Origin of the sequence: Falsiroseomonas sp., assembly GCF_051860665.1 — a bacterium.
Lineage (GTDB): Bacteria > Pseudomonadota > Alphaproteobacteria > Acetobacterales > Acetobacteraceae > Falsiroseomonas.
The window spans coordinates 118,467-139,534 of record NZ_JBHYDM010000005.1 but is presented as its reverse complement, the minus strand read 5'-3'; the positions used below and the strand labels follow the sequence as shown (position 1 = coordinate 139,534).

At 69.4% G+C, this 21,068-nt stretch carries 19 protein-coding genes; 15 read left to right on the top strand and 4 right to left on the bottom strand.

Annotated elements, in window-relative coordinates; translation table 11 throughout:
• Positions 1 to 12: 12 nt before the first annotated feature.
• From ACTIF1_RS07415 to ACTIF1_RS07405, 3 genes are read left to right on the top strand one after another with little or no spacing between them, the layout of a single operon-like run.
• A complete protein-coding gene (locus ACTIF1_RS07415) occupies positions 13 to 597 on the top strand; it encodes a DinB family protein (RefSeq protein WP_439595753.1) in 585 nt (194 codons plus the stop codon).
• 10 nt (positions 598 to 607) lie between these two features.
• On the top strand, positions 608 to 1,789 hold the full coding sequence (locus tag ACTIF1_RS07410; RefSeq protein ID WP_439595752.1) for an amidohydrolase: 1,182 nt from the start codon (positions 608 to 610) through the stop codon (positions 1,787 to 1,789).
• Complete coding sequence (locus ACTIF1_RS07405; protein WP_439595751.1) at positions 1,786 to 2,712, top strand: nucleoside hydrolase; 927 nt, start codon at positions 1,786 to 1,788, stop codon at positions 2,710 to 2,712. Before ACTIF1_RS07410 ends, ACTIF1_RS07405 begins: the two co-directional genes overlap by 4 nt.
• Before the next feature lie 133 nt (positions 2,713 to 2,845).
• Here the strand turns inward: ACTIF1_RS07405 and ACTIF1_RS07400 are convergent, their stop codons facing one another.
• The 3 genes from ACTIF1_RS07400 to ACTIF1_RS07390 form a co-directional block, all read right to left on the bottom strand.
• Entirely contained in the window at positions 2,846 to 5,770 is a 2,925-nt protein-coding gene (locus ACTIF1_RS07400; RefSeq protein ID WP_439595750.1) for an ATP-binding protein, read from the bottom strand.
• Positions 5,771 to 6,835: a TRAP transporter substrate-binding protein gene (locus ACTIF1_RS07395; RefSeq protein WP_439595749.1), complete on the bottom strand. Its 1,065-nt coding sequence runs from the start codon at positions 6,833 to 6,835 to the stop codon at positions 5,771 to 5,773.
• 191 nt (positions 6,836 to 7,026) lie between these two features.
• On the bottom strand, positions 7,027 to 7,347 hold the full coding sequence (locus ACTIF1_RS07390; protein WP_439595748.1) for a hypothetical protein: 321 nt from the start codon (positions 7,345 to 7,347) through the stop codon (positions 7,027 to 7,029).
• Between the two features lie 148 nt (positions 7,348 to 7,495).
• On the opposite strand from ACTIF1_RS07390, the gene ACTIF1_RS07385 reads away from it, so the two are divergent.
• The 11 genes from ACTIF1_RS07385 (at position 7,496) to ACTIF1_RS07335 (ending at position 20,380) form a co-directional block, all read left to right on the top strand.
• On the top strand, positions 7,496 to 8,236 hold the full coding sequence (locus ACTIF1_RS07385) for a glycerophosphodiester phosphodiesterase family protein (protein WP_439595747.1): 741 nt from the start codon (positions 7,496 to 7,498) through the stop codon (positions 8,234 to 8,236).
• Between the two features lie 87 nt (positions 8,237 to 8,323).
• The gene (locus tag ACTIF1_RS07380; protein WP_439595746.1) at positions 8,324 to 9,133 is read left to right on the top strand and encodes an ABC transporter ATP-binding protein; all 810 of its coding nucleotides are present in this window, start codon (positions 8,324 to 8,326) and stop codon (positions 9,131 to 9,133) included.
• Positions 9,130 to 11,013, top strand: coding sequence for an AMP-binding protein (locus tag ACTIF1_RS07375; protein WP_439595745.1), 1,884 nt, complete (start codon positions 9,130 to 9,132; stop codon positions 11,011 to 11,013). Before ACTIF1_RS07380 ends, ACTIF1_RS07375 begins: the two co-directional genes overlap by 4 nt.
• Positions 11,014 to 11,023: 10 nt before the next feature.
• Entirely contained in the window at positions 11,024 to 11,917 is an 894-nt protein-coding gene (locus ACTIF1_RS07370; RefSeq protein ID WP_439595744.1) for a branched-chain amino acid ABC transporter permease, read from the top strand.
• A 1-nt stretch (position 11,918) separates the two neighbouring features.
• Entirely contained in the window at positions 11,919 to 12,986 is a 1,068-nt protein-coding gene (locus ACTIF1_RS07365; RefSeq protein ID WP_439595743.1) for a branched-chain amino acid ABC transporter permease, read from the top strand.
• Positions 12,987 to 13,007: 21 nt separating this feature from the next.
• Positions 13,008 to 14,291, top strand: coding sequence for an ABC transporter substrate-binding protein (locus ACTIF1_RS07360; RefSeq protein WP_439595742.1), 1,284 nt, complete (start codon positions 13,008 to 13,010; stop codon positions 14,289 to 14,291).
• 50 nt (positions 14,292 to 14,341) lie between these two features.
• Positions 14,342 to 15,127 carry an ABC transporter ATP-binding protein gene (locus ACTIF1_RS07355; RefSeq protein ID WP_439595741.1) on the top strand — a complete coding sequence of 262 codons (786 nt, stop codon included), beginning with the start codon at positions 14,342 to 14,344 and terminating at the stop codon, positions 15,125 to 15,127.
• On the top strand, positions 15,124 to 16,344 hold the full coding sequence (locus tag ACTIF1_RS07350; protein ID WP_439595740.1) for a phenylacetate--CoA ligase family protein: 1,221 nt from the start codon (positions 15,124 to 15,126) through the stop codon (positions 16,342 to 16,344). Before ACTIF1_RS07355 ends, ACTIF1_RS07350 begins: the two co-directional genes overlap by 4 nt.
• Positions 16,341 to 17,927, top strand: a complete 1,587-nt coding sequence (locus tag ACTIF1_RS07345; protein WP_439595739.1) for an acyl-CoA synthetase — start codon at positions 16,341 to 16,343, stop codon at positions 17,925 to 17,927. Before ACTIF1_RS07350 ends, ACTIF1_RS07345 begins: the two co-directional genes overlap by 4 nt.
• 57 nt (positions 17,928 to 17,984) lie before the next feature.
• On the top strand, positions 17,985 to 19,211 hold the full coding sequence (locus tag ACTIF1_RS07340) for a hypothetical protein (protein WP_439595738.1): 1,227 nt from the start codon (positions 17,985 to 17,987) through the stop codon (positions 19,209 to 19,211).
• Positions 19,208 to 20,380 (top strand): isovaleryl-CoA dehydrogenase, encoded by a 1,173-nt coding sequence (locus ACTIF1_RS07335; RefSeq protein ID WP_439595737.1) that lies wholly within the window; start codon positions 19,208 to 19,210, stop codon positions 20,378 to 20,380. Before ACTIF1_RS07340 ends, ACTIF1_RS07335 begins: the two co-directional genes overlap by 4 nt.
• Positions 20,381 to 20,386: 6 nt before the next feature.
• Here the strand turns inward: ACTIF1_RS07335 and ACTIF1_RS07330 are convergent, their stop codons facing one another.
• Positions 20,387 to 20,539, bottom strand: coding sequence for a hypothetical protein (locus ACTIF1_RS07330; protein WP_439595736.1), 153 nt, complete (start codon positions 20,537 to 20,539; stop codon positions 20,387 to 20,389).
• A 112-nt stretch (positions 20,540 to 20,651) separates the two neighbouring features.
• Here ACTIF1_RS07330 and ACTIF1_RS07325 point away from each other — a divergent pair, with 112 nt between their 5' ends.
• On the top strand, positions 20,652 to 21,068 hold the full coding sequence (locus tag ACTIF1_RS07325) for a rhodanese-like domain-containing protein (RefSeq protein WP_439595735.1): 417 nt from the start codon (positions 20,652 to 20,654) through the stop codon (positions 21,066 to 21,068).

Sequence of the window (21,068 nt, the reverse complement as noted above, 5' to 3'; positions counted from 1 at the left end):
GAGCCCGGCCGCATGACGCCCGACCTGTTCCACGCCCAGGCCGCGAACAATGCCTGGTCCAACCACCGCCTGCTGAAGGCCTGCGCGGCGCTGACGCCGGAGGAGCTGGCGGCGCCCCGCAGCGGCTTCTTTCCCAGCCTGGTCGCCACGCTGAATCACATCCTCATCGTCGACTGGTTCTATGTGGATGCGCTGGAGGGCGGCTGGCTCGGCCCCGCCGCCTGGGCCAATCGCGTGCCGCATCCGGACCTGCCCGGCCTGCACGCCGCCCAGGCCGCGGTGGACCGGCGGCTGCTGGCGCATTGCGCGGGGCTGGACGCGGCAAGGCTGGCCGAGGTGGTGCGGGTGAACCGCGCCACGAGGGTGCAGGAGGAACGGCGGGACCGGCTGCTGCTGCACCTGTTCCAGCACCAGATCCACCACCGCGGCCAGGCGCATGCCATGCTGTCCTCCACGCCGGTGAAGCCGCCGCAGCTGGATGAATTCTACCCGGCGGAGGAGGCGCCGCTGCGCGCGGCGGAATTCGCGGAGCTGGGCTTCTCGGAGGAGGCGATCTGGGGCGCCGCCCATGCTATCCCGCCGGCCCGCACCGCCTGAGGCCAAGCCCTTGCCCCGCCCCGACGATTTCGCCCCGCGCCTGGCCGAGATGACCGCCTGGCGCCAGGACTTCCACCGCCATCCGGAACTCGGTTTCGCGGAACACCGCACCGCCGCGCGGGTGGCCGAGCTGCTGCGCGGCTGGGGCATCCCTGTCACCGAGGGGCTGGCCGGCACCGGCGTGGTCGGCACCATCCAGGGCCGTAAGAATGGCCCCCTGGGAAACCGCGCCATCGCCCTGCGCGCCGATATGGACGCGCTGGCGATGAGCGAGGCGACGGGCCTGCCCTATGCCAGCGCGACACCCGGCCGGATGCATGCCTGCGGCCATGACGGCCATACGGCGATGCTGCTCGGCGCCGCCGAATGGCTGGCCGCGCATCGGGACCGTTTTGCCGGCACGGTGCAGCTGGTCTTCCAGCCGGCCGAGGAATCGCTCGGTGGGGCGCGCGCGATGGCGGAGGAGGGGCTGTTCGAGCGCTTTCCGGTGGACGCCATCTACGGCCTGCACAACCTGCCGGGCCTGCCGATGGGCACCATCGCCGTGCCGAAGGGCGCCGTGCTGGCCAGCTCCGATACCTGGGAGGTCACCTTCACCGGCATCGGCACGCATGGCGCCAAGCCGCATCTCGGCCGTGACGCCACGCTGGCAGCGGCCGCCTTCATCCTCGGCCTGCAGGCGATCGCGGCGCGGGAGGTGGACCCGCTTGGCACCGCCGTGGTCAGTGTCGGCCATATGGCGGCGGGCGATGCGGCCGCCCCCAATGTCATCCCCGGCAGCGTCTTCCTGCGCGGCACGGCCCGCGCCCTGGACGAGGCGGTGCGCACGCATCTGGAGACCCGCATCGGCGAGATCGCCCAGGCCGTCGCACTGCAGCACCGGGTGCAGGCAGCGCCGCGCTACATCCGCCGCCTCGGCCCCACCGTGAACCACCCGGCGCAGGCCGCGATCATGGTGGCGGCCGCGACCGGTACCGCCGCCGCGGTGCGGGACGACCATCCGCCGATCACCGCCGGCGAGGATTTTTCCGAATTTTTGGGCCACATCCCCGGCGCCTATGCCTGGCTCGGCACCGGCGACCCCGCGCATCCCGAGGGCTTCCATCACAACCCGCATTTCGACTTCCCGGACGCCGCCCTGCCGCATGGCGTCGCCTTCTGGTGCAACCTGGTGGAGCGCGAACTGGCATGAGCCGCACGACCATCATCGATTGCGATCCGGGCACGGATGACGCCATCGCGCTCTGGCTGGCGCTGGCTTCGCCGGAGCTGGATGTGCGGCTGGTGACGGTGGCCGGCGGCAATGTCGGCCTCGCCGCCACCACCGCCAATGCGCGCGCCGTGGTGGGGCTGACCGGTCGCGCCATTCCGGTGGTCGCCGGGGCCGAGCGGTCGCTGATGGCGCCCTTCCGGTTCGAGACGGCGGTGCATGGCCAGGATGGGCTGGGCGGCGTGCTGCTGCCGGAGGGGCCGCCATTGGCGCCCGGCATCGCCGCGGATGCCATCCGCGATCTGCTGCGCGGCGCGTCGCCCGCCTCCGTCACCCTCATCGGCCTCGGCCCCGTCACCAACCTGGCGCTGGCCTTCGCGACGGAGCCGGCGCTGGTGGATCGGGTGGCGGAGATCGTGCTGATGTCCGGCGCCTGGTCCGAGGGCAACATCACCCCCGCCGCCGAATTCAACGCCTGGAACGACCCGGAGGCGCTGTCCATCCTGCTCGGCCTCGGCTGTCCGCTGACCATGGCGACCCTGGACCTGACGGCACAGGCCTTCGTGACGCCCGAGGTGGTGGCGGCGATGGAGGGGCGGCCGGGCGGCGCCTGCTGGCGCGCCGCCCTGGCCATCCTGCGGGCGCTGCCCCCGTCCCGCCGCATGAGTTTCCGGGGCTATCCGCTGCACGACCCCTGCGCGGTGGCCTGGCTGCTCGCCCCGAGGCTGTTCAAGGGGCGGGAGGCGCAGGCGGAGGTGGATTGCGGCCCGGGCCCCGGGCGCGGCCGCACCGTGATCGACCGCTGGCAGCGCCTCGGCCGGCCGCCGAACCTGAAGCTGCTGGAGCGGCTGGACGCGCCGGGCTTTTTCGAGTTGCTGGCGGAGCGGATCGCGGCGCTGCCCTGACTGGCTGCGGAAAATCAGCGAAAAGCCCTCTGCCCGCTGCGGGTGGAGAGGGCCTTTTTCGCAGCCTGCTAAAGCGCGCCTCGGCGCGTTCAGCCCGGCCTGACTTGCGCCTGCGCGTGAGGACGGACGGCGCTCAGTCCCCCACGCCTTGCGCCAGCCGCACCGCGCGCGGCTGCGGGGCCGCGTCGCTCTGCGCGCCCCGTTCCAGCGGCGCCTCGATCAGCGGCAGGGTGGCGGCGGCGCTTTCCAGCACCAGGCGCAGGCTTTCCGTCGGGCTCCGCTCCGCATGCAGATCCTTCTGCAGCGCCTCCGTCACCGCGCCCAGCCGCCGGGCGCCCAGGGTGCGGGCGGCGCCCAGCATGCGATGCGCGGCGTGGCGCAGGCGGGGGATGTCCTCGGCGATGCCGGGGGCGGAGAGCGTCTCGTAGCCGAAGCGCACCTCGGCGACGAATTCCGCGATCACCACATCCGCCGTGGGGCCCAGATCCGCCGCCAGGTTGCGCAGCGCCGCCTCATCCAGCAGCGGCTGCTGCGCATCGGCGGAAGGAGAGGCGGCGCCGCCCGGCAGCGGGTCGCCGGCGGCCAGGCGGGCCACGGCGGCGATCAGCGATTCGCGGTCGATCGGCTTGGCCAGGTGGCCATCCATGCCGGCGGCGCGGCAGGCGGCGACCTGTTCCGGCAGGGCGGAGGCGGTGACGGCCAGCACCGGCACGCGGCGCCGGGCGGTATCCAGCGCCCGGATCCGGCGGGTGGCCTCCAGCCCGTCCATCACCGGCATCTGCACATCCATCAGCACCACGTCATAGGCATCGCGTTCCACCGCGGCCAGCGCCTCCGCCCCATCCGCGGCGCTGTCCACCCGGTGCCCGGCGCCCACCAGCATGGCGCGCGCCACCATGCGATTGGCCGCCACATCGTCCGCCACCAGGATCCGCAGGCTCCGGCCGGGGGCGGCCAGCGCCGCTTCGCTCGGCGCGGCGGTGGCCGCGGCGGCAATGGCGGGCAGCGGCACTTCCTTCAGCGGCAGTTCCACCCAGAAGCGGGCGCCCTGGCCTGCCTCGCTGTCGCAGCCGATGCGTCCGCCCATCGCTGCCGCCAGCCGGGCCGAGATGGCGAGGCCCAGCCCGGTGCCGGCGCCTTCCTGGCCCGCCACGGGGAAGAGCTGGGAGAAATCCTCGAACAGCAGGTGGCGCTTTTCCGGCGGCACGCCGGGGCCGGTATCCTCCACCTCGATCCGCAGGCCGGGGCGTCCTTCCGGCAGGGGCATGGCGCGCAGATGCACATGGCCGCCTGGCGGGGTGAACTTCACCGCATTGGAGAGAAGGTTCAGCAGCATCTGCCGCACCCGCGTGGCATCGGCCTCCACGGCCTCCGGCGTGCCCGGGGCGATGTCCAGCGTCAGGGTCATGCCCTTGCGGTCCACCTCCGGCGCCAGCAGCCCGGCGCAGGCCTCCAGCAGCGGGCGCACGGCGACGTCGCGCAGATGCAGGTCGAGCTTGCCGGCCTCGATCTTGGACAGGTCGAGCAGGCTGTTCACCAGTTCCAGCAGGTGGCGCCCGGCCTCGTGCAGGGTCAGCACCTGGTCGCGCTGCTCCTCGGTCAGGGCCGGGTCGCGCAGCAGCACCTGGGCGAAGCCGAGCACACCGTTGAGCGGCGTGCGCAGCTCGTGCGACATGCGGGCCAGGAACTGGCTCTTCGCCTCGCCGGCGGCGCGGGCATTGTCGCGCGCCTGGGCCAGGTCCTCCATGGCGCGCTTCAGCGGCGTGATGTCCGTGCGGATGCCCACCGTGCCGCCATCCGGCGTGCTGCGTTCCGTGATCAGCACCCAGCGACCATCCGGCAGCAGCCGCTCGATCGGCGGGTTGTTGGCATGTCGCCACTGGTCCATCTCGTCCACGAAGGCCTCGATATCCCCCACCGCCTGGGGATACTGCCCGCGCTTGGCACCTTCGCGCATGATGTCCCGGAAGGCCGCGCCGGCTTTGATGAAGGGCGCGGAGATGGCGTAGAATTCCTTGTAGCGCTGGTTGCAGGCAATCAGCCGGTCGTCCGGGCCGAACATGACGAAGCCGTCCGACATGCTCTCCAGCGCATTCTCCAGCGTGGAGCGCCAGCGGGCGCGTTCCGCCTCCACCTTCTCCCGCTGCCGGAGGCCGAGCAGCAGGGCTGCGGCCAGCGCCAGCACCAGGGCGGCGAAGGCGGCGGAGACCACCAGCCCGCGCTCCCGGTCCGTGCTCCAGCCCCTGAGCGCCGCCTGCAGCTCCACCGTCGTGACGATGGACAGCGAGGGGTAGAGGCTGGGCCGCACCGAGACCAGCACCGCCTCGTCATTGAAGCGGCTGCGGGACAGGGTGGCATTGCCGAGCGCCGAGGAAGGCACCGCCAGCCGTCGGCCGATCCGCGTCTCGTCATGCGGCAGGGAGGCGAGCAGCGTGCCGTCGTCCCGCTCCAGCGTGATGCGCAGCTCCGGCGCGCTGCCGCCGACGCCGAGCAGGCTGCCCACCACCGGCACCGGCACCTCCGCCACCGCCGTCACCAGCCCCAGCACGGGCATGACCACGGGGCGGGCGAAGAACAGGGCCCATTCGCCGGTGGCCGGATTCTGCACCGGCCCGCCGATCATCAGGCTGCCGGTATTCGGCGTGGCATCGGTGAAGGCGGCGCCCAGCGGCAGCGGCAGCGGGCGGCGGCGGGAGACGGCGAGCGAGGTGGTGATGGGCATGCCATCCTCGCGCACCAGCAGGATGTCCCGGAAGGTGAAGTTCTGGTTGTTCAGCTCCCGCATCACCCGGCCGGCGGCATTGGCATCGAAGCGGCCGTCGCGGGCATAGGGGCTGAGGATGGCGGGCAGGCCCGCGAGCATCGCATCCACCTGCACGAAGCTGCGGTTGATGGAGCTTTCCACTGCCCGGCTGACCCGGTCCGCGGTATCCGCCGCGGCCTTCAGCGCCGCCTCGCGCGACCGCTCGAGCAGCATGGCCGTCGCCACCGCCTGCGCCAGCAGCAGCAGGACGACGGCCGCAAGGACGGCGAGCCGGAGGCGGCGGGCGGTCTGCATCTATTCAGGCCGGGCCCTGATGCCCAGGGTCGGGGCGAGGTAGTCGTTCCAGGCATCCACGCAATCGGGCCCGCAGCGGTTGACCCAGCGCGGCAGCACCACCTCCGTCAGCAGGCGGCGGCGGCGCTCATTGTCGCCCTCGCTCACCGGCACCACCGTCATGCTGCCGCGGCGCCCGGCGGTGCAGGTCGGCAGGCCGGCATTGCAGGCCAGGCCCTCGCCGGTCTCGCGGTCCGCCGCGGCCCAGATCTGCTGCTCCAGGTCCGTGATCCCGTTGCGGATCACCTCCTGCAGCTCGGTCGGCACGCCCGCCCAGGCTGTCGCATTGGCGCCGAAGATGGAAATGCCCCAGGCCAGCGCCATGGCATGCACATGGGTGGTGATCTCGTGCAGCCCGATGGCATTGCCGGAGAGCGTGCCGGTGATGGCGCATTCCACCACGCCGCCGCGGATGGCCTGCACCACCTCCGCGAAGGGAATCACCACGGGCGTGGCGCCCAGCGCCTGCAGCATCTCGGACTGCCCGACGGAGGAGGAGCGGATGCGCCGCCCGGCGAGATCCGCGAGCCCGGCGAAGGGCCGGGTGCAGAAGACCACCTGCGCGGGGTAGGTGTAGATGCCCAGCAGCTCGATCTGGTAGCGCTCCCGCAGCACCTGCTCGATATGCGGGCGGAAGGCGGTCACGGTCTGGCGCAGGCTGGCCATGTCCGGCGCCAGGGCCGGCAGGTCCACCGCGTTGAATTCCGGCTCCTCGGTGGCGACGATGGCGAGCAGCGCCGTGCCGAAGGGCACCACGCCCAGGCGCATCAGCTGCAGCATCTCCTGCCCGCGGATTCCGCTGCGGTCGAAGGGCGCGATCTCCGCCTGCACCCGGCCGCCGGTCAGCTCCGCGATCCGGCTGCGCCAGAAGGGCTCCTCATACCGCACATACTGGCTGACATCGGCCAGGCCCCCCACGATCTTCAGGCGAATCGGCGAGGATTCGGCACGGACCGCGGAGACCTGGGCGAAACAGGCGAGCAGGAAGGCGAGAAGGAGGGAAATGCGGCGACGTGCCGGCAGCATGCGTGGCTCCCTGTTGCGAGGGGCCCGAGGATAGGAAAACGGGCCGCGGCGGTGCGAAGGCCCCGCGCGCATGGACTTATAGCAAGGTCATTAACAGTTGCGGCAACCCTAACGCGAGTGCGGCCTAAGGCAATCGCGTAATTTCATCCCGTGCGCCGGTTTTTGAGGCTGCTGGACGCTCGTTTCATCCCTCAGGCCAGCACATCCCGCAACCAGCCCTCGGCCTCCATCGGCAGGTCGGACCAGGCGGCCCGCGGCCCCACGCTGGTGACCAGGAGAAGCCCTGTCTGATCGAAGCCGCGCCGGGCCAGGGCGCGGCGGAAGTGACTCAGCATATAATCCGGCGAGAGGTCGGTGGAGACCAGCATGGCATCGCTGCCCATGGTCCAGTGCGCATCCGCAATCTCCCAGACCGCATCCCGCACCGCCAGGCGCATCGCCTCGGCCTCCGTCGGGGCAGGGTCGCCGGCGGAGCTGTTTTCCGGCCGGTGGATGACGATGGACAGGGTCATGAAGCCCTCCGCACGGCAGCTGCTGACCACGAGACCGGCCGTGCCCCTTATGCGCCAAAGGCAACCTTCCATGCAATCTGGCGCAGCGGGCCCGGCCGGGCGCACGGGGGCTGGATTTGCCGGGCGGGGCCAGCGAGACTGCCCGCCGATGCAGCCGAAAACCCTGATCGCCAGTCACCGCGGTGGCCTGTTCCTCTGGCCCGAGAACAGCGCCACCGCCTTCCGCAACACCGCCCGCCTGGCGCTGGAGCAGGCGGAATGCGACGTGCACCTGACCGCGGATGGGGAGGTGGTGGTGATGCACGACGCCCTGCTGGACCGCACCACGGATGCGCGCGGCCCCGTGGCGGCGCGCACGGCTGCGGAATTCGCCGCGATCCGCGTGCGCGGCACGGCGGGGGAGGCGCCGCCGACGCTGGCCGAATATCTCGGCATCCTGGCCGGCACGCCGGTCGCGCCGCGCGTCGAGATCAAATCCGATGCCAGCGGCCGCCCCTATCCCGGCATCGTCCCCGCCACCCTGGCAGGGCTGGATGCCGCCGGCGAACGGGGCCGCAGCTGGATCATCGGCTTCCATGCCGGCACCATGGCGGAGGCGCAGCAGGCCGGCGGCCTGGCGGGCGTCGCCTGGCTGCTGGAACTGGCGACGCTGCGCGATATCGGCCTGACCGGGCTGGTGGCGACCGCCAAGGCCTATGGCTTTCCGGAAGTGGGCATGGCCGAGAGCGCCATTGATGCGGAGCTGGTATCCCGGCTGCGTGCGGAAGGCATCGGCATCGGCACCTGGGGCGCCAACCATGCGCCCAGCATCCGGCGCATGCTGGGCCTCGGCGTCGATATCTTCGCCACCGACGACCCACCCCTGGCGATCGCGCTGCGCGAAGGCTGAGGCTTCCCAAAACACGGCGTTGCGGCGGGCTGCAAAGCCGTCCTAGGCTCCCCTCAACAAGATAGGCGTTCAGGGGAGCGCGTCCATTTGAGTGAAGACACGCCGATTCCGGCGCCGATCCTGGCTGCCGATCGTGTCAGCCTGCGCTTCGGCGGGGTCAGGGCATTGACCGACGTGTCCTTCGCCGTGCGGGCCGGTGAGATCTTCTCGATCATCGGCCCGAACGGGGCCGGCAAGACCTCCATGGTCAATTGCATCTCCGGCCGCTACCGGCCGACCGAGGGGCGGATCACCTTCGACGGGGCCGATATCACCCGTCTCGGCCCCAATCGCCGCGCCGCGCTCGGCATCGGTCGCACCTTCCAGAACTTGGCGCTGTTCGGGCATATGTCCGTGCTCGACAATATCATGGTCGGCCGCCACCACCTGCTGAAGGCGGGCTTTTTGCGCGGCATGCTCTACTGGATCGGTGGTGCCCAGACCGAAGAACTGGCGCATCGGCGCGAGGTCGAGGAGATCATCGATTTTCTCGAGATCCAGCCGGTGCGCAAGGCGATGGCGGGCACGCTGCCCTATGGGCTGCGCAAGCGCGTCGAGTTGGCGCGCGCGGTGGCGCTGAAGCCGAAGCTCATTCTTCTCGACGAACCCATGGCGGGCATGAACCTCGAGGAGAAGGAGGACATGGCCCGCTTCATCACCGACCTGAACGCCGAATGGGGCATGACCGTGCTGATGATCGAGCACGACATGGGCGTGGTGATGGATATCTCCCACCGCGTCATGGTGCTGGATTTCGGCCGCAAGATCGCGGAGGGCGAGCCCGATGCGGTGCTGGCGCATCCCGAGGTGCGCCGCGCCTATCTCGGCGAGGATGTCGCGGAGCCGGTGGAGGCATGAGGGCGCCGACGCTGGATACCCTGCCAAAGCTGCTGGCGCAGAATGCGCGGGACCATGGCGCGGAGGTGGCGCTGCGGGAGAAGCAGTTCGGCATCTGGCGGTCCATCACCTGGGCCGAATACCACGACCGCACCGGCGCCATGGCGCTCGGCCTGCGCGGCCTCGGCCTCGGCGCCGGCGACGTGGTGGGGCTGATCGGGGACAACCGGCCCGACTGGGTGATGGGCGAGATCGCCGCCCATGCGGTGGGCGCGCGCAGCCTGGGTCTCTATCGCGACGCGCTGGATGACGAGGTGGCCTATCTGCTGGCGCATGCCGGCGCGAAGCTGGTCTTCGCGGAGGATGAGGAGCAGGTCGACAAGCTGCTCAACATCTTTGACAGCGTTCCCACCCTGCGACATGTGATCTATGCGGATCCGCGCGGCATGCGGAAGCATGAGGATCCGCGGCTGATGTCGCTGGAGGCGCTGATGGCCGCGGGCCGTGCGCTGGAGGCGGAGCAGTCCGGGCTTTACGAGGCTCTGGTCGCGGCGACGGATGGCGAGAACATCGCCGTGCTCTGCACCACCTCCGGCACCACGGCACGGCCGAAGCTGGCGATGCTGACGGCCGGCGCGCTGATCCGCCATTGCCGCGCCTATCTCAAGGCGGATCCGAAGGGACCGCAGGACGAATATGTCTCCGTCCTGCCGCTGCCCTGGATCATGGAGCAGATCTACGTCCTCGGCTGGGGCCTCATCGCCCGGATGAAGGTGAACTTCGTCGAGGAGCCGGAGACGATGATGGCCGATTTCCGCGAGATCGGCCCGACCTTCGTGCTGTTCGCGCCACGCGTCTGGGAACAGCTGGCGGCGGAGGTGCGGGCGCGGGTGATGGATGCCTCGGCCCTGAAGCGGCGCATGTTCGACCTCGGCGTGCAGATCGCCGATGGCAAGCGATCACCGATGGCGGACCTGCTGCTGTTCCGCGCGCTGCGCGACCGGCTGGGCTTTTCCAACCTGCGCTCCGCCGCCACGGGTGGTGCCGCGCTCGGGCCCGAGACCTTTCGGTTCTTCCAGGCCATGGGCGTGCCGATGCGGCAGCTCTACGGCCAGACCGAACTGCTCGGCGCCTATACGCTGCACCGGACGGGGGAGGTGGATTTCGAGACGGTCGGCGTCGGCTTCGATGAGAGCATCGAGATCCGCATCGACGCACCCGATTCGAATGGCGTCGGTGAGATCGTCACGCGGCATCCCAACATGTTCTCCGGCTACCTGGGCACGGAAGCGCCGGCCGATATGCGGGACGGCTGGCTGCATACCGGCGACGCGGGATTTTTCGACAAGGCCGGCCAGCTCGTCGTCATCGACCGCATCAAGGACATCGCGGAGACGCAAGGCGGCGATCGCTTCAGCCCGCAATATATCGAGAACAAGCTGAAATTCTCGCCCTTCGTGGCCGAGGCGGTGGTGCTGGGGGCAGGGCGGTCGCACCTGGCGGCGATGATCTGCATCCGCTTCCCCATCGTCAGCAAATGGGCCGAGCGCAACCGCATCGCCTTCACCACCTATTCCGACCTGGCGGCGCGGCCGCAGGTGCTGGACCTGTTGCGGGCGGAGGTGGCGAAGGTGAATGCGAAACTGCCGCCGGCGCAGCGGCTGCGCGAATTCGTGCTGCTCTACAAGGAACTGGATGCGGATGACGGGGAGCTGACGCGCACGCGGAAGGTCCGACGCGGCGTGATCGCGCAGAAATACGGCGAGATCATCGATGCGATCTATGGCGGGGCGGAGAGCATTCCCGTGGACACCACCATCGCCTTCCAGGACGGCACGACGCAGCGCATCCGCACCACGCTCGCCGTGATCCGCACCAGTCCCAGCCTGGCCGCGGCCTAGGAGAACCCGGATGGACATGGCCCTGCTGTTGCAACTGACGCTGAACGGGCTGATCGTCGGCGCGCTTTATGGCGTGGTCGCGATGAGCTTCGTGCTGATCTACAAGGCGTCCCAGGTGGTGAATTTCGCGCAGGGCGAATTTCTGCTCGTCGGCGCCTGGGTGTGCTGGTGGTTCCTGACGGAGTGGCAGCTGCCCTTCTATGCCGGATTTCTTTTCACCCTGGTCTTCATGATGCTGTTTGGCCTGGTGCTGCAGGTTGTCGTACTGCGGCCGCTGATCGGGGAGCCGGTGATCAGCGTGATCATGGCGACCATCGGCCTCGGCATCTTCTTCCAGGCGCTGATGAAGTGGATCTTTGGCGTGTTTGCCAAACCCTTCCCGCCGATCTTCGCGATGGAGCAGGTGCGGGTGCTGGGGCTGGAGGTGCAGACGGTGTATCTCGCCAGCCTCGGCGTCTCGCTGCTGATTATGGCGGGCTTCGGCTGGTTCTTCAAAGCCTCGAAGCACGGGCTGGCGATGCGGGCGACGGCCTTCGACCAGCAGGTGGCGCAATCGCTCGGCGTTTCCGTGCCGAAGGTCTTTGCGATGTCCTGGGCGATCTCGGCGGTTGTCTCGGCCGTCGCGGGCGTCGTGGTGGGCGTGGTGAACGGCGTGTCCAGCGCATTGTCCTTCTACGGGATAAAAGTTTTCCCGGCGGTGATCCTGGGCGGGCTGGATTCCATCCTCGGCGCGGTGCTGGGCGGAGTCATCGTGGGCCTGCTGGAGAACTGGGCGCATTACATCGACAGCCAGTGGCTGAACTGGGGCAATATGTTCCAGATCGCGCCCTTCTACGGGCTGGTGCTGATCCTGCTGATCAAGCCCTACGGCCTGTTCGGCACCCGCAATATCGAGCGCGTCTGAGATGACCGCTCTCACCCCCTGCGGCGACTGGCGCGCCAGCTACCGCGCAGACACCACCATCTTCCCCACCCGCAACAGCCGCATCGCGCTGCTGCTGGGAATTGCCATCCTGTGCTGCGCGCCCCTGGTCTTCGGCCGCTACGAGCTTTCGCTGCTGATCAATATCGGCTTCCTCGGCATCGCCGCCCTGGGCCTGAACATCCTCGTCGGCTTCACCGGGCAGATCAGCATCGGCCACGCGGCCTTCTTCGGCCTCGGCGCCTTCGTCTCGGCCTGGCTGCATGAGCGCTACCATGTGCCGGTGCTGCTCTGCATCCCGCTGGCGGGCCTCATCACGGCTTTCATCGGCCTCATCTTCGGCGCGCCGGCGGCGCGGCTGAAGGGGCTCTATCTCGCGATCGCGACGCTGGCGGCGCAATTCATCCTGGAGGATTTTTTCGCCCGCGCGCAGTGGTTCACCGGGGGCGTGGCGGGACGGATGACGGAGAGCCCCGTGCTCTTCGGCTTCGCCTTCGACCGGGACGAGAGCTATTTCTACCTGACCCTGGTGTGGGTCATCATCATGTTCCTGGGCGCCGCGAACCTCATGCGGTCCCGCGACGGCCGCGCGCTGGTGGCGGTGCGGGACCATTATTTGTCCGCGGAGATGATGGGCATCAACCTGGCCTATTACCGCACGCTCAGCTTCGGCATCGCCTCGCTCTATGCCGGCATCGGCGGTGCGCTCTATGCGCACTATCTGCTCTTCGTCTCGGTCGAGGCCTTCAACATCCTCTTCTCCATCCAGTTCCTCGGCATGGTCATCATCGGTGGCTTGGGCAGCGTGATGGGCAGCCTGATGGGCGCGGCCTTCATGGTGATGCTGCCGGAGGTGACGCAGTGGGGCGCGGATCTGCTCGCCGGCAGCAGCATCGATCGCGCGCTCAAACTCGGCGCCAGCATCTCCTTCCTGCGGGAGATGGTGGTGGGGGCCGCGATCATCCTGTTCCTGATCTTCGAGCCCGACGGGCTCGCAAGGCGTTGGCGCCTGATCAAGGCGTACTGGAAACTCTACCCGTATTCGCACTGAACCAAGGGGAGGAACGAAGACATGAAAATGCAGATCCTGGCCGGCGCCGCGACACTCGCCTTCGCGCTGCCGCTGGCCGCACAGCCGATTCCGGTCGGCCATCTGATGGACAATTCGGGTGCGACCAGCGATGTCGGCCAACCCTATGGCCAGGGCGTTGCCGATGCGCTGGCCTGGGTGAATGCGCGCCGCAATGGCGTGGCAGGCCGCCAGCTCAATGTCTCCGGCTTCGACTATGGCTATGCCGCGCCGCGCGCCGTCAGCCAGTACCAGTCCTGGACCGGGCGCACGCGCGTCGTCGCCATCCAGGGCTGGGGCACGGCGGATACCGAGGCGCTGGTGCGCTTCGTCACCCGTGACCGCATTCCCTATATCAGCGCCTCCTATTCCGCCGCGCTGACCGATCCCTCCGGCCAGTCCGGTCGGCAGGGCGTGGAGGCCGCGCCCTTCAACTTCTTCTATGGCCCGTCCTACTCGGATGGGCTGCGCGCCATGCTGCAATGGGCGGCGCAGGATTGGCGCGCGCGCGGCCAGCAGGGGCGGCCGAAATACGTGCATATGGGCGCCAACCACCCCTATCCGAATTCGCCCAAGGCGGCGGGCGAGGCGCTGGCCGCGGAGCTCGGCTTCGACGTGCTGCCCGCCATCCAGTTCGCGCTGACGCCCGGCGACTATACCGCGCAATGCCTGACGCTGCGCAATGCCGGTGCCAACTACGCCTATCTCGGCAATACCGCGGGCTCCAATATCTCCGTGCTGCGCGCCTGCCAGACCGCCGGCGTGCAGGTGCAGTTCCTGGGCAATGTCTGGGGCATGGATGAGAATGCGATGAAGGCCGCCGGCACCGCGGCGAATGGCGTGGTCTTCCCGGTCCGCACCGGCGCCGTCTGGGGCGGGGATGCGCCGGGCATGGCGCAGGTGCGGGAGATCAGCCGGGTGTCTGACAGCGCCGGCACTGCCTATCGCCCCGTGCACTATATCTCCGGCATCTGCTCCGCCATGCTGATGGTCGAGGCCATGGAGACGGCGGCGGAAGGCGGCGGCCAGGTGACCGGGGAACGCATCCGGGATGGCTTCTATGCGCGCCAGAACTGGGTGCCGCGTGGCTTCGAGGGTGTCTGCAACCCCTCCACCTTCACCGCCCAGGATCATCGCGGCACGCTGCGCGTGGCGCTCTATCGCGCCAGTGTCAGCGGCGACACCACCCAGGGCAGTGTCACCGACTTGATGCAGGCGGGCACGATGAAGATCGAGAATATCGCGACGATCGACCTCGAGCGTCGCCGCGACTGGCTCGGCTGGTGAGCCAGGTTCTTGCAGATCCTCCGCCGGCAATCGCACCGGCGGGGGACCTGTTGCTCGAAGTGAACAATATCGAGGTCGTCTACAGCGACGTCATCCTGGTGCTGCGCGGCCTGTCGCTGGCCGTGCCGCGCGGGAAGATCGTGGCGCTGCTGGGGGCGAATGGTGCCGGCAAGTCCACGACCCTGAAAGCCATCTCCGGCCTACTGAAGTCGGAGGATGGCGAGATCACGCGCGGCGATATCCGCTTCGCCGGCGAACGCCTGAACGGCGTGGAGGCGCATCAGATCGTCCGGCGTGGCATCTTCCAGGTGATGGAGGGGCGACGGATCATCAGCGACATGACCTGCCTGGAGAATCTGCGCCTCGGCGCCTTCACGCGCAGCGACACGGCGGAGATCCGCCGCGATATCGAGATGGTCTATGCCTACTTCCCGAGGTTGAAGGAACGCACGGGGCTCGCCGGCTATCTCTCGGGCGGCGAACAGCAGATGCTGGCGATCGGGCGCGCGCTGATGGCGCGGCCGAAGCTGATCCTGATGGACGAACCCTCCATGGGCCTTTCGCCGCTGCTGGTGAAGGAGGTCTTCGGCATCATCCGCCAGCTCAACGCCGATCTCGGCATCACCATCCTGCTGGTGGAGCAGAATGCGCGCATGGCGCTCTCCGTCGCCAGCCATGGCTATGTGATGGAGCAGGGCAAGGTGGTGCTGGATGGCAGCGCGGAGGATCTGGCGAACAACGAGGACGTGAAGGAATTCTACCTCGGCGGCCACGGGGCGGACCGCAAGTCCTTCCGCAACCTGAAATCCTACAAGCGACGGAAGCGCTGGCTGTGACGGATTTTTACGACGACCGCGAGACCCGAAGTGCCGATCAGCGCACGGCGGAGACTGCGCGGCGGCTGCCCGCGCAGGTGGCGCATGCGAAGCGCGCGGCGCCGGCCTATGCGGCGCTGTTGGCGGATCTTGATCCGCACGAGGCGAGCCTGGCGGCGCTGCCCGTGACACGCAAATCGGACCTGATCGCGGCGCAGGCGGAGGCACCGCCCTTCGGCGGCTTTACCGCGCTGGGGCTTGCCGATGTGCCGCGCGTCTTCGCCTCGCCGGGCCCGATCCACGAACCACAGGGTGCGGGTCCGGACCCCTGGCGCTATGCGCGCGCATTGCACGCCACCGGCCTGCGTCGCGGCATGCTGCTGCACAACTGCTTCGCCTATCACTTCACGCCCGCCGGCATGATGCTGGAGGAAGGCGCGCGGGCGCTGGGCTGCCCGGTCTTTCCCGCAGGTCCCGGCAGTACCGAAAGCCAGGCCCGCGCCGCCGCGCATCTGCGGCCTTCCTGCTACAGCGGCACGCCCGATTTTCTCAAGACCATCCTGGAGGCTGGCGATGCGCTGGGCCTCGACCTGTCCTGCCTGAAGCTCGGCCATGTCACCGGCGGCGCCTATCTGCCGGCGCTGCGCAGCTTCTATGCCGCGCGTGGCCTGACCGTGCGGCAGAGCTACGGCACCGCCGATCTCGGCCTCATCGCCTATGAATCCGAAGCCGGCGAGGGGCTGATCTGCGACGAGGATGTGCTGGTCGAGATCGTCCGCCCCGGCACGGGCGAGGCGCTGCCGGAAGGCGAGGTGGGGGAGGTGCTGGTCACCACCTTCTCCACCACCTACCCGCTGCTGCGTTTCGCCACGGGCGATCTCTCCGCCGTGCTGCCCGGCGCCTCCCCCTGCGGCCGCACCAATACCCGCATCAGGGGCTGGATGGGGCGTGCGGACCAGGCGGCGAAGGTGCGCGGCCTATTCGTGCGGCCCGAACAGGTGGCGGAGGTGATGCGCGCGCATCCCGGCCTCGGCCGCGCCCGCCTCGTCATCGGCCTGGACGAGACGCGCGACACCATGCTGCTGCGCGTCGAGACGTCGGTGCGCGATGCCGCGCTGGTCCAAAGCCTCGCCGCCACGCTGCAATCCGTCATGCGCCTGCGCGGCACGGTCGAGCTGCTGGAACCCGGCGCCCTGCCGAACGACGGCAAGGTGATCGACGACACGCGCCCGGCATGAGCTTCGCCTGGAACATCCCCGCCCGCTGCAACATCGCGCAGGAAGCCTGCGACCGTTGGGCCGATGGCAGCGGCCGCCTGGCGCTGCTGCACCTGGATGGCGACACGGTCGAGCGCATCAGCTTCGACGAACTGCACCGCCGCTGCTGCCGTCTGGCCAATGCCTTCCTTGCCCATGGCATCCGCCGCGGCGACCGCATCGGCGTGCTGCTGCCGCAGGGGCCGGAGGCAGCGGTGGCGCATCTCGCCGCCTATCGCATCGGCGCCATCGCCGTGCCGCTGTTTCTGCTGTTCGGCGAGGAAGCCCTGCGCTTTCGGCTGGCCGATTGCGGCGCCGCGGCGCTGGTCACCGACCAGGATGGATTGGCGAAGCTCGACAGCATCCACGCCACGCTGCCGGAATTGACGAAAGTCTTTGCCATCGGCGGTGGCCCGGGCGCGCTGGATCTCGCCGTGGAGATGGCGCGCGCGCGGGATCATCACGAATGCCTCGCCACCGGCCCGGATGATCCCGCCCTCATCATCTATACCAGCGGCACCACTGGCAGTCCGAAGGGCGCGCTGCATGCGCATCGCGTGCTGCGCGGCCATCTGCCCGGCGTGGAATGGCCGCATGACGGTTTTCCTCAATCGGGCGACCTGTTCTGGACGCTGGCCGACTGGGCCTGGATCGGCGGGCTGCTGGATGTGCTGCTGCCGAGCCTGTTCCATGGCGTGCCGGTGCTCGCGCATCGCATGCCGAAATTCGATCCGGAGTTCTGCTTCCAGCTGATGGCGCGGCATGGCGTGCGCAACGCCTTCCTGCCGCCCACCGCGCTGCGCATGCTGCGCGGTGTCCCAAGCCCCGCGCGCTTCGGACATGCACTGCGCAGCCTCGGCTCGGGTGGCGAGACGCTGGGCGCCGAGATGCTGGAATGGGGCCGCGGCGCCTTTGGCCTGACGATCAACGAATTCTACGGCCAGACCGAATGCAACCTGATCGTCGCGAATTCGGCAAAACTGTTCCCGGTGCGCCCGGGCAGCATGGGCCGCGCCGTGCCGGGGCATGACCTCGCCATTCTCGATGCCGAGGGCCGGCCCGTGCCGGATGGCGTGCAGGGCGTGCTCGCCGTGCGCAGGCCAGACCCTGTCATGTTCCTGCGCTACTGGAACAATCCCGCGGCCACGGCCGAAAAATTCCACGGCGACTGGCTGCTGACCGGAGACCAGGCGGTGCGGGATGGCGAGGGCCTCTTCACCTTCATCGGGCGCGACGATGATGTCATCACCTCCGCCGGCTATCGCATCGGCCCCGGGGAGGTGGAGGATTTCCTCCTCACCCTGCCCGCCATCGCCCAGGCCGCCGTCATCGGCCTGCCGGATGCGCTGCGTACGGAACGTGTCACCGCCGTCATCGTCCTGAAGCCGGGCGTGCAGCCAAGTGCCGCGCTGGCGGCGGAAATCCAGGCGCAGGTGCGCCAGCGCCTGGCCGCGCATCTCTATCCGCGGCAGGTGGAATTCGTGGAGGCACTTCCGCAGACGGCAACCGGCAAGATCATGCGCGGCGCGCTGCGCGCGCGCTTCGCGCTGGCGGCGGCATCGTGAGCAGGCGGGGCGCGCGGGCCATGCCAGGATCGGGGCTCACCGATCCGGAGCCGCTTCATGCGTCGTCTGCTGCTCGTCTTCCTGCTGGCCTCGCCCGCCGCCCTCGCGGAGTCCTTCGGCGGCCTGGACATCGCATTGCCCGCAGGCTGGCAGAGGCAGGAACAGGCGGCGGGGCTGCTCTTCACGCGCGACTTGCCCGCCGAGTCCGGACGGCGGAATGCGCGCCCTGGCCGCGCGATGATCGCCATCGCCCGCAGCGATGTGGCGCGCGGGGACTTCGACACGGCCTTCACCGCCTGGTTGCGCACGCCGGAACAACTCGCCGAGGACCGCCGGCCCCGGCGGCGGGAGGGCGAGACGGCGCAGGGCGGCCGCTTCCGCATCGAGGAGCGAAGCGGCGGCAACCCCACGATGCGGGCCGTGCATATCGGGCTGGAGCGCGAGGGCCGGCCGGTGCTGCTGCTCCTCCTCCTGGTCAATCCACCGCGGGAGGCGGGGCGCGCGGCGCGGGCGGATTTCGCGGCCCTGGTCCGCTCGCTTCACCTGGGCCCGGATGGCACCGGCCTGGTGCCCCAGCCACCGGCCGAGCCGCTGGAGGGGCACTTCACCCGGATGGCGACCAGCCTGGTGCCGAATGCCTTCGGCGGCACGGACTACCGCGCCGATATGCGCAGCCTCACCTTCGCGCCCGATGGCCGCTTCGCCAGCGAGCCACCGCCGCCGGAGGGCCTCGCCGCGCATTGCGCGACCGTGCCCCGGGATTGCGGCAGCTACGCGCTGGCCGGCGGCACGATCACGCTGCGGGAGGTGGAGGACGAATTCGGCCGCTTCTCCCGCCGCACCCTGCCGCTGCGGCGGGAGGCTGCGGGCCTTTCGCTGGATGGCGAATCCTGGCGCCGCGTCGAGCCCTTCGCCGCCGGCACACGCCTGGAAGGGGTCTGGCGCTACAGCTTCGCCAGCAGCGGCAGCACGGCCTTCTCCAGCGGTTCCGTCGCCGTGGAGCGCAGCCTGGCGCTGTCACGCGACGGCAGCTGGCGCCGCACCGGCTGGGCGGGGGCCAGCAGCACCTCGGAGGTCGGCGGCCGCCGCAGCGGTGTCACCACCAGCGCCCCGCGACCGGACAGCAGCGGTCGCTATGAGTTGGCCGGCCATGTGCTGCTGCTGCGCGACAGCGAGGGCCGGGAGGAGCGGCTTTCGATCTTCCGCGGCGATCCCGATTCGGAGAACCTGCTGGTGATCAACGGCCAGAACTACCTGCGACGCGAAGGGGGCAAGGCGCCATGATCTCCAACCGGATGCCGATGCTGGATTTCGACCTGGGCGAGGAGATCGACGCGCTGCGCCACAGCGTGCGCGGCTTCGCCGAGGACCGCGTGGCGCCGATCGCCGCCGAGATCGACCGCACCGATGAATTCCCGCGCTATCTCTGGCCGGAAATGGGCGCCCTCGGCCTGCATGGTATCACGGTGGAGGAGGAGCATGGCGGCGCCGGCATGGGCTATCTGGCGCATTGCGTGGCGATGGAGGAGATCTCGCGCGCCAGCGCCAGCGTCGGGCTGAGCTACGGCGCGCATTCCAACCTCTGCGTCAACCAGATCCGCCGCAATGGCACGGAGGAGCAGAAGCGCCGCTACCTGCCCAAGCTGATCTCGGGCGAGCATCTCGGCGCGCTGGCGATGAGCGAGCCCTCGGCGGGCTCCGACGTGGTCTCGATGAAGCTGCGCGCCGAAAAGCGCGGTGACCGCTGGGTGCTGAACGGCACCAAGCTGTGGATCACCAATGCGCATTACGCCGAGACGCTGGTGGTCTATGCCAAGACCGACCCTGCCGCCGGGCCGAAGGGCATCACCGCCTTCCTGATCGAGCGCGATTTCAAGGGATTCCGGCCCGCCCAGAAGCTGGACAAGCTGGGCATGCGCGGCAGCCCGACCAGCGAACTGGTCTTCGAGGATTGCGAGGTGCCGGAGGAGAATGTGCTGGGCGCCGTCGGCGGTGGCGTGCGCGTGCTGATGTCCGGCCTGGATTATGAACGCGCGGTGCTGGCCGCTGGCCCCATCGGCATCCTGCAGGCCTGCCTGGACCTGGTGCTGCCCTATATCCACGAGCGCCGGCAGTTCGGGCAGCCGATCGGGGAATTCCAGTTCATCCAGGGCAAGGTGGCGGATATGTACACGGCGCTGAACGCCACCCGCGCCTATACCTATGCCGTGGCCCGGGCCTGCGACCGCGGCCATGCCAGCCGCAAGGATGCCGCCGGCGCGATCCTTTTCGCCGCGGAGGCCGCCACCAAGGCGGCGCTGGATGCCATCCAGATCCTCGGCGGCAATGGCTATATCAACGACTACCCGGCCGGGCGGCTGCTGCGCGACGCCAAGCTCTACGAGATCGGCGCCGGCACCAGCGAGATCCGCCGCCTGCTGATCGGGCGGGAGATCTTCCGCGAAACGGCCTGAGAAAGGTTAAAGGCGGAAGTAGCCGGCCAGCGCCATCAGGGTGAAGACGGTGAGCGCGGCCGTCGCGATGATCCAGGGCAGGTCCTGCTTGAAGGCCTCGCCCTTGGAGTCGACGATCTTCCGACCCATGTGGTCGTGCGTGTCTTGCGTCTCGGACATGATTCGATCTTCCCCTCATCAGGCCGCGCATGGCAGGGCACGGCGCCCCATGGTTGTCCCGCAGCCGGCCAGACCCCATCCTCCCAGCTAGCAAACTGACGGAGAGGAAGCCATGCCCGGTGTTCCCGATGTAACCCCCCGCGCTGCCTACCAGGCCCTGGCCGAGGATCCCGACGCCATGCTGGTGGATGTGCGCACCGACGCCGAATGGAACTTCGTCGGACTACCGGACCTGAACGAGGTCGGCAAGCAGGTCACGCTGATCCCCTGGCAGGTCTATCCCAGCATGCAGGTGAACGGGGCCTTCGTGGAACAGCTGCACCGCGCCGGCGCCACGCCGCTGTCCAAACTCTATTTCATCTGCCGTTCAGGCGCCCGCAGCCTGGCGGCCGGCCAGGCCGCGCAGCAGCACGGCTTCCCGCATGCCTTCAACGTGGCCGATGGCTTCGAGGGCCCGGTGGATGCCGAAGGGCATCGCGGCGGCATGGCCGGCTGGAAAGCCGATGGCCTGCCCTGGCGGCAGCGCTGA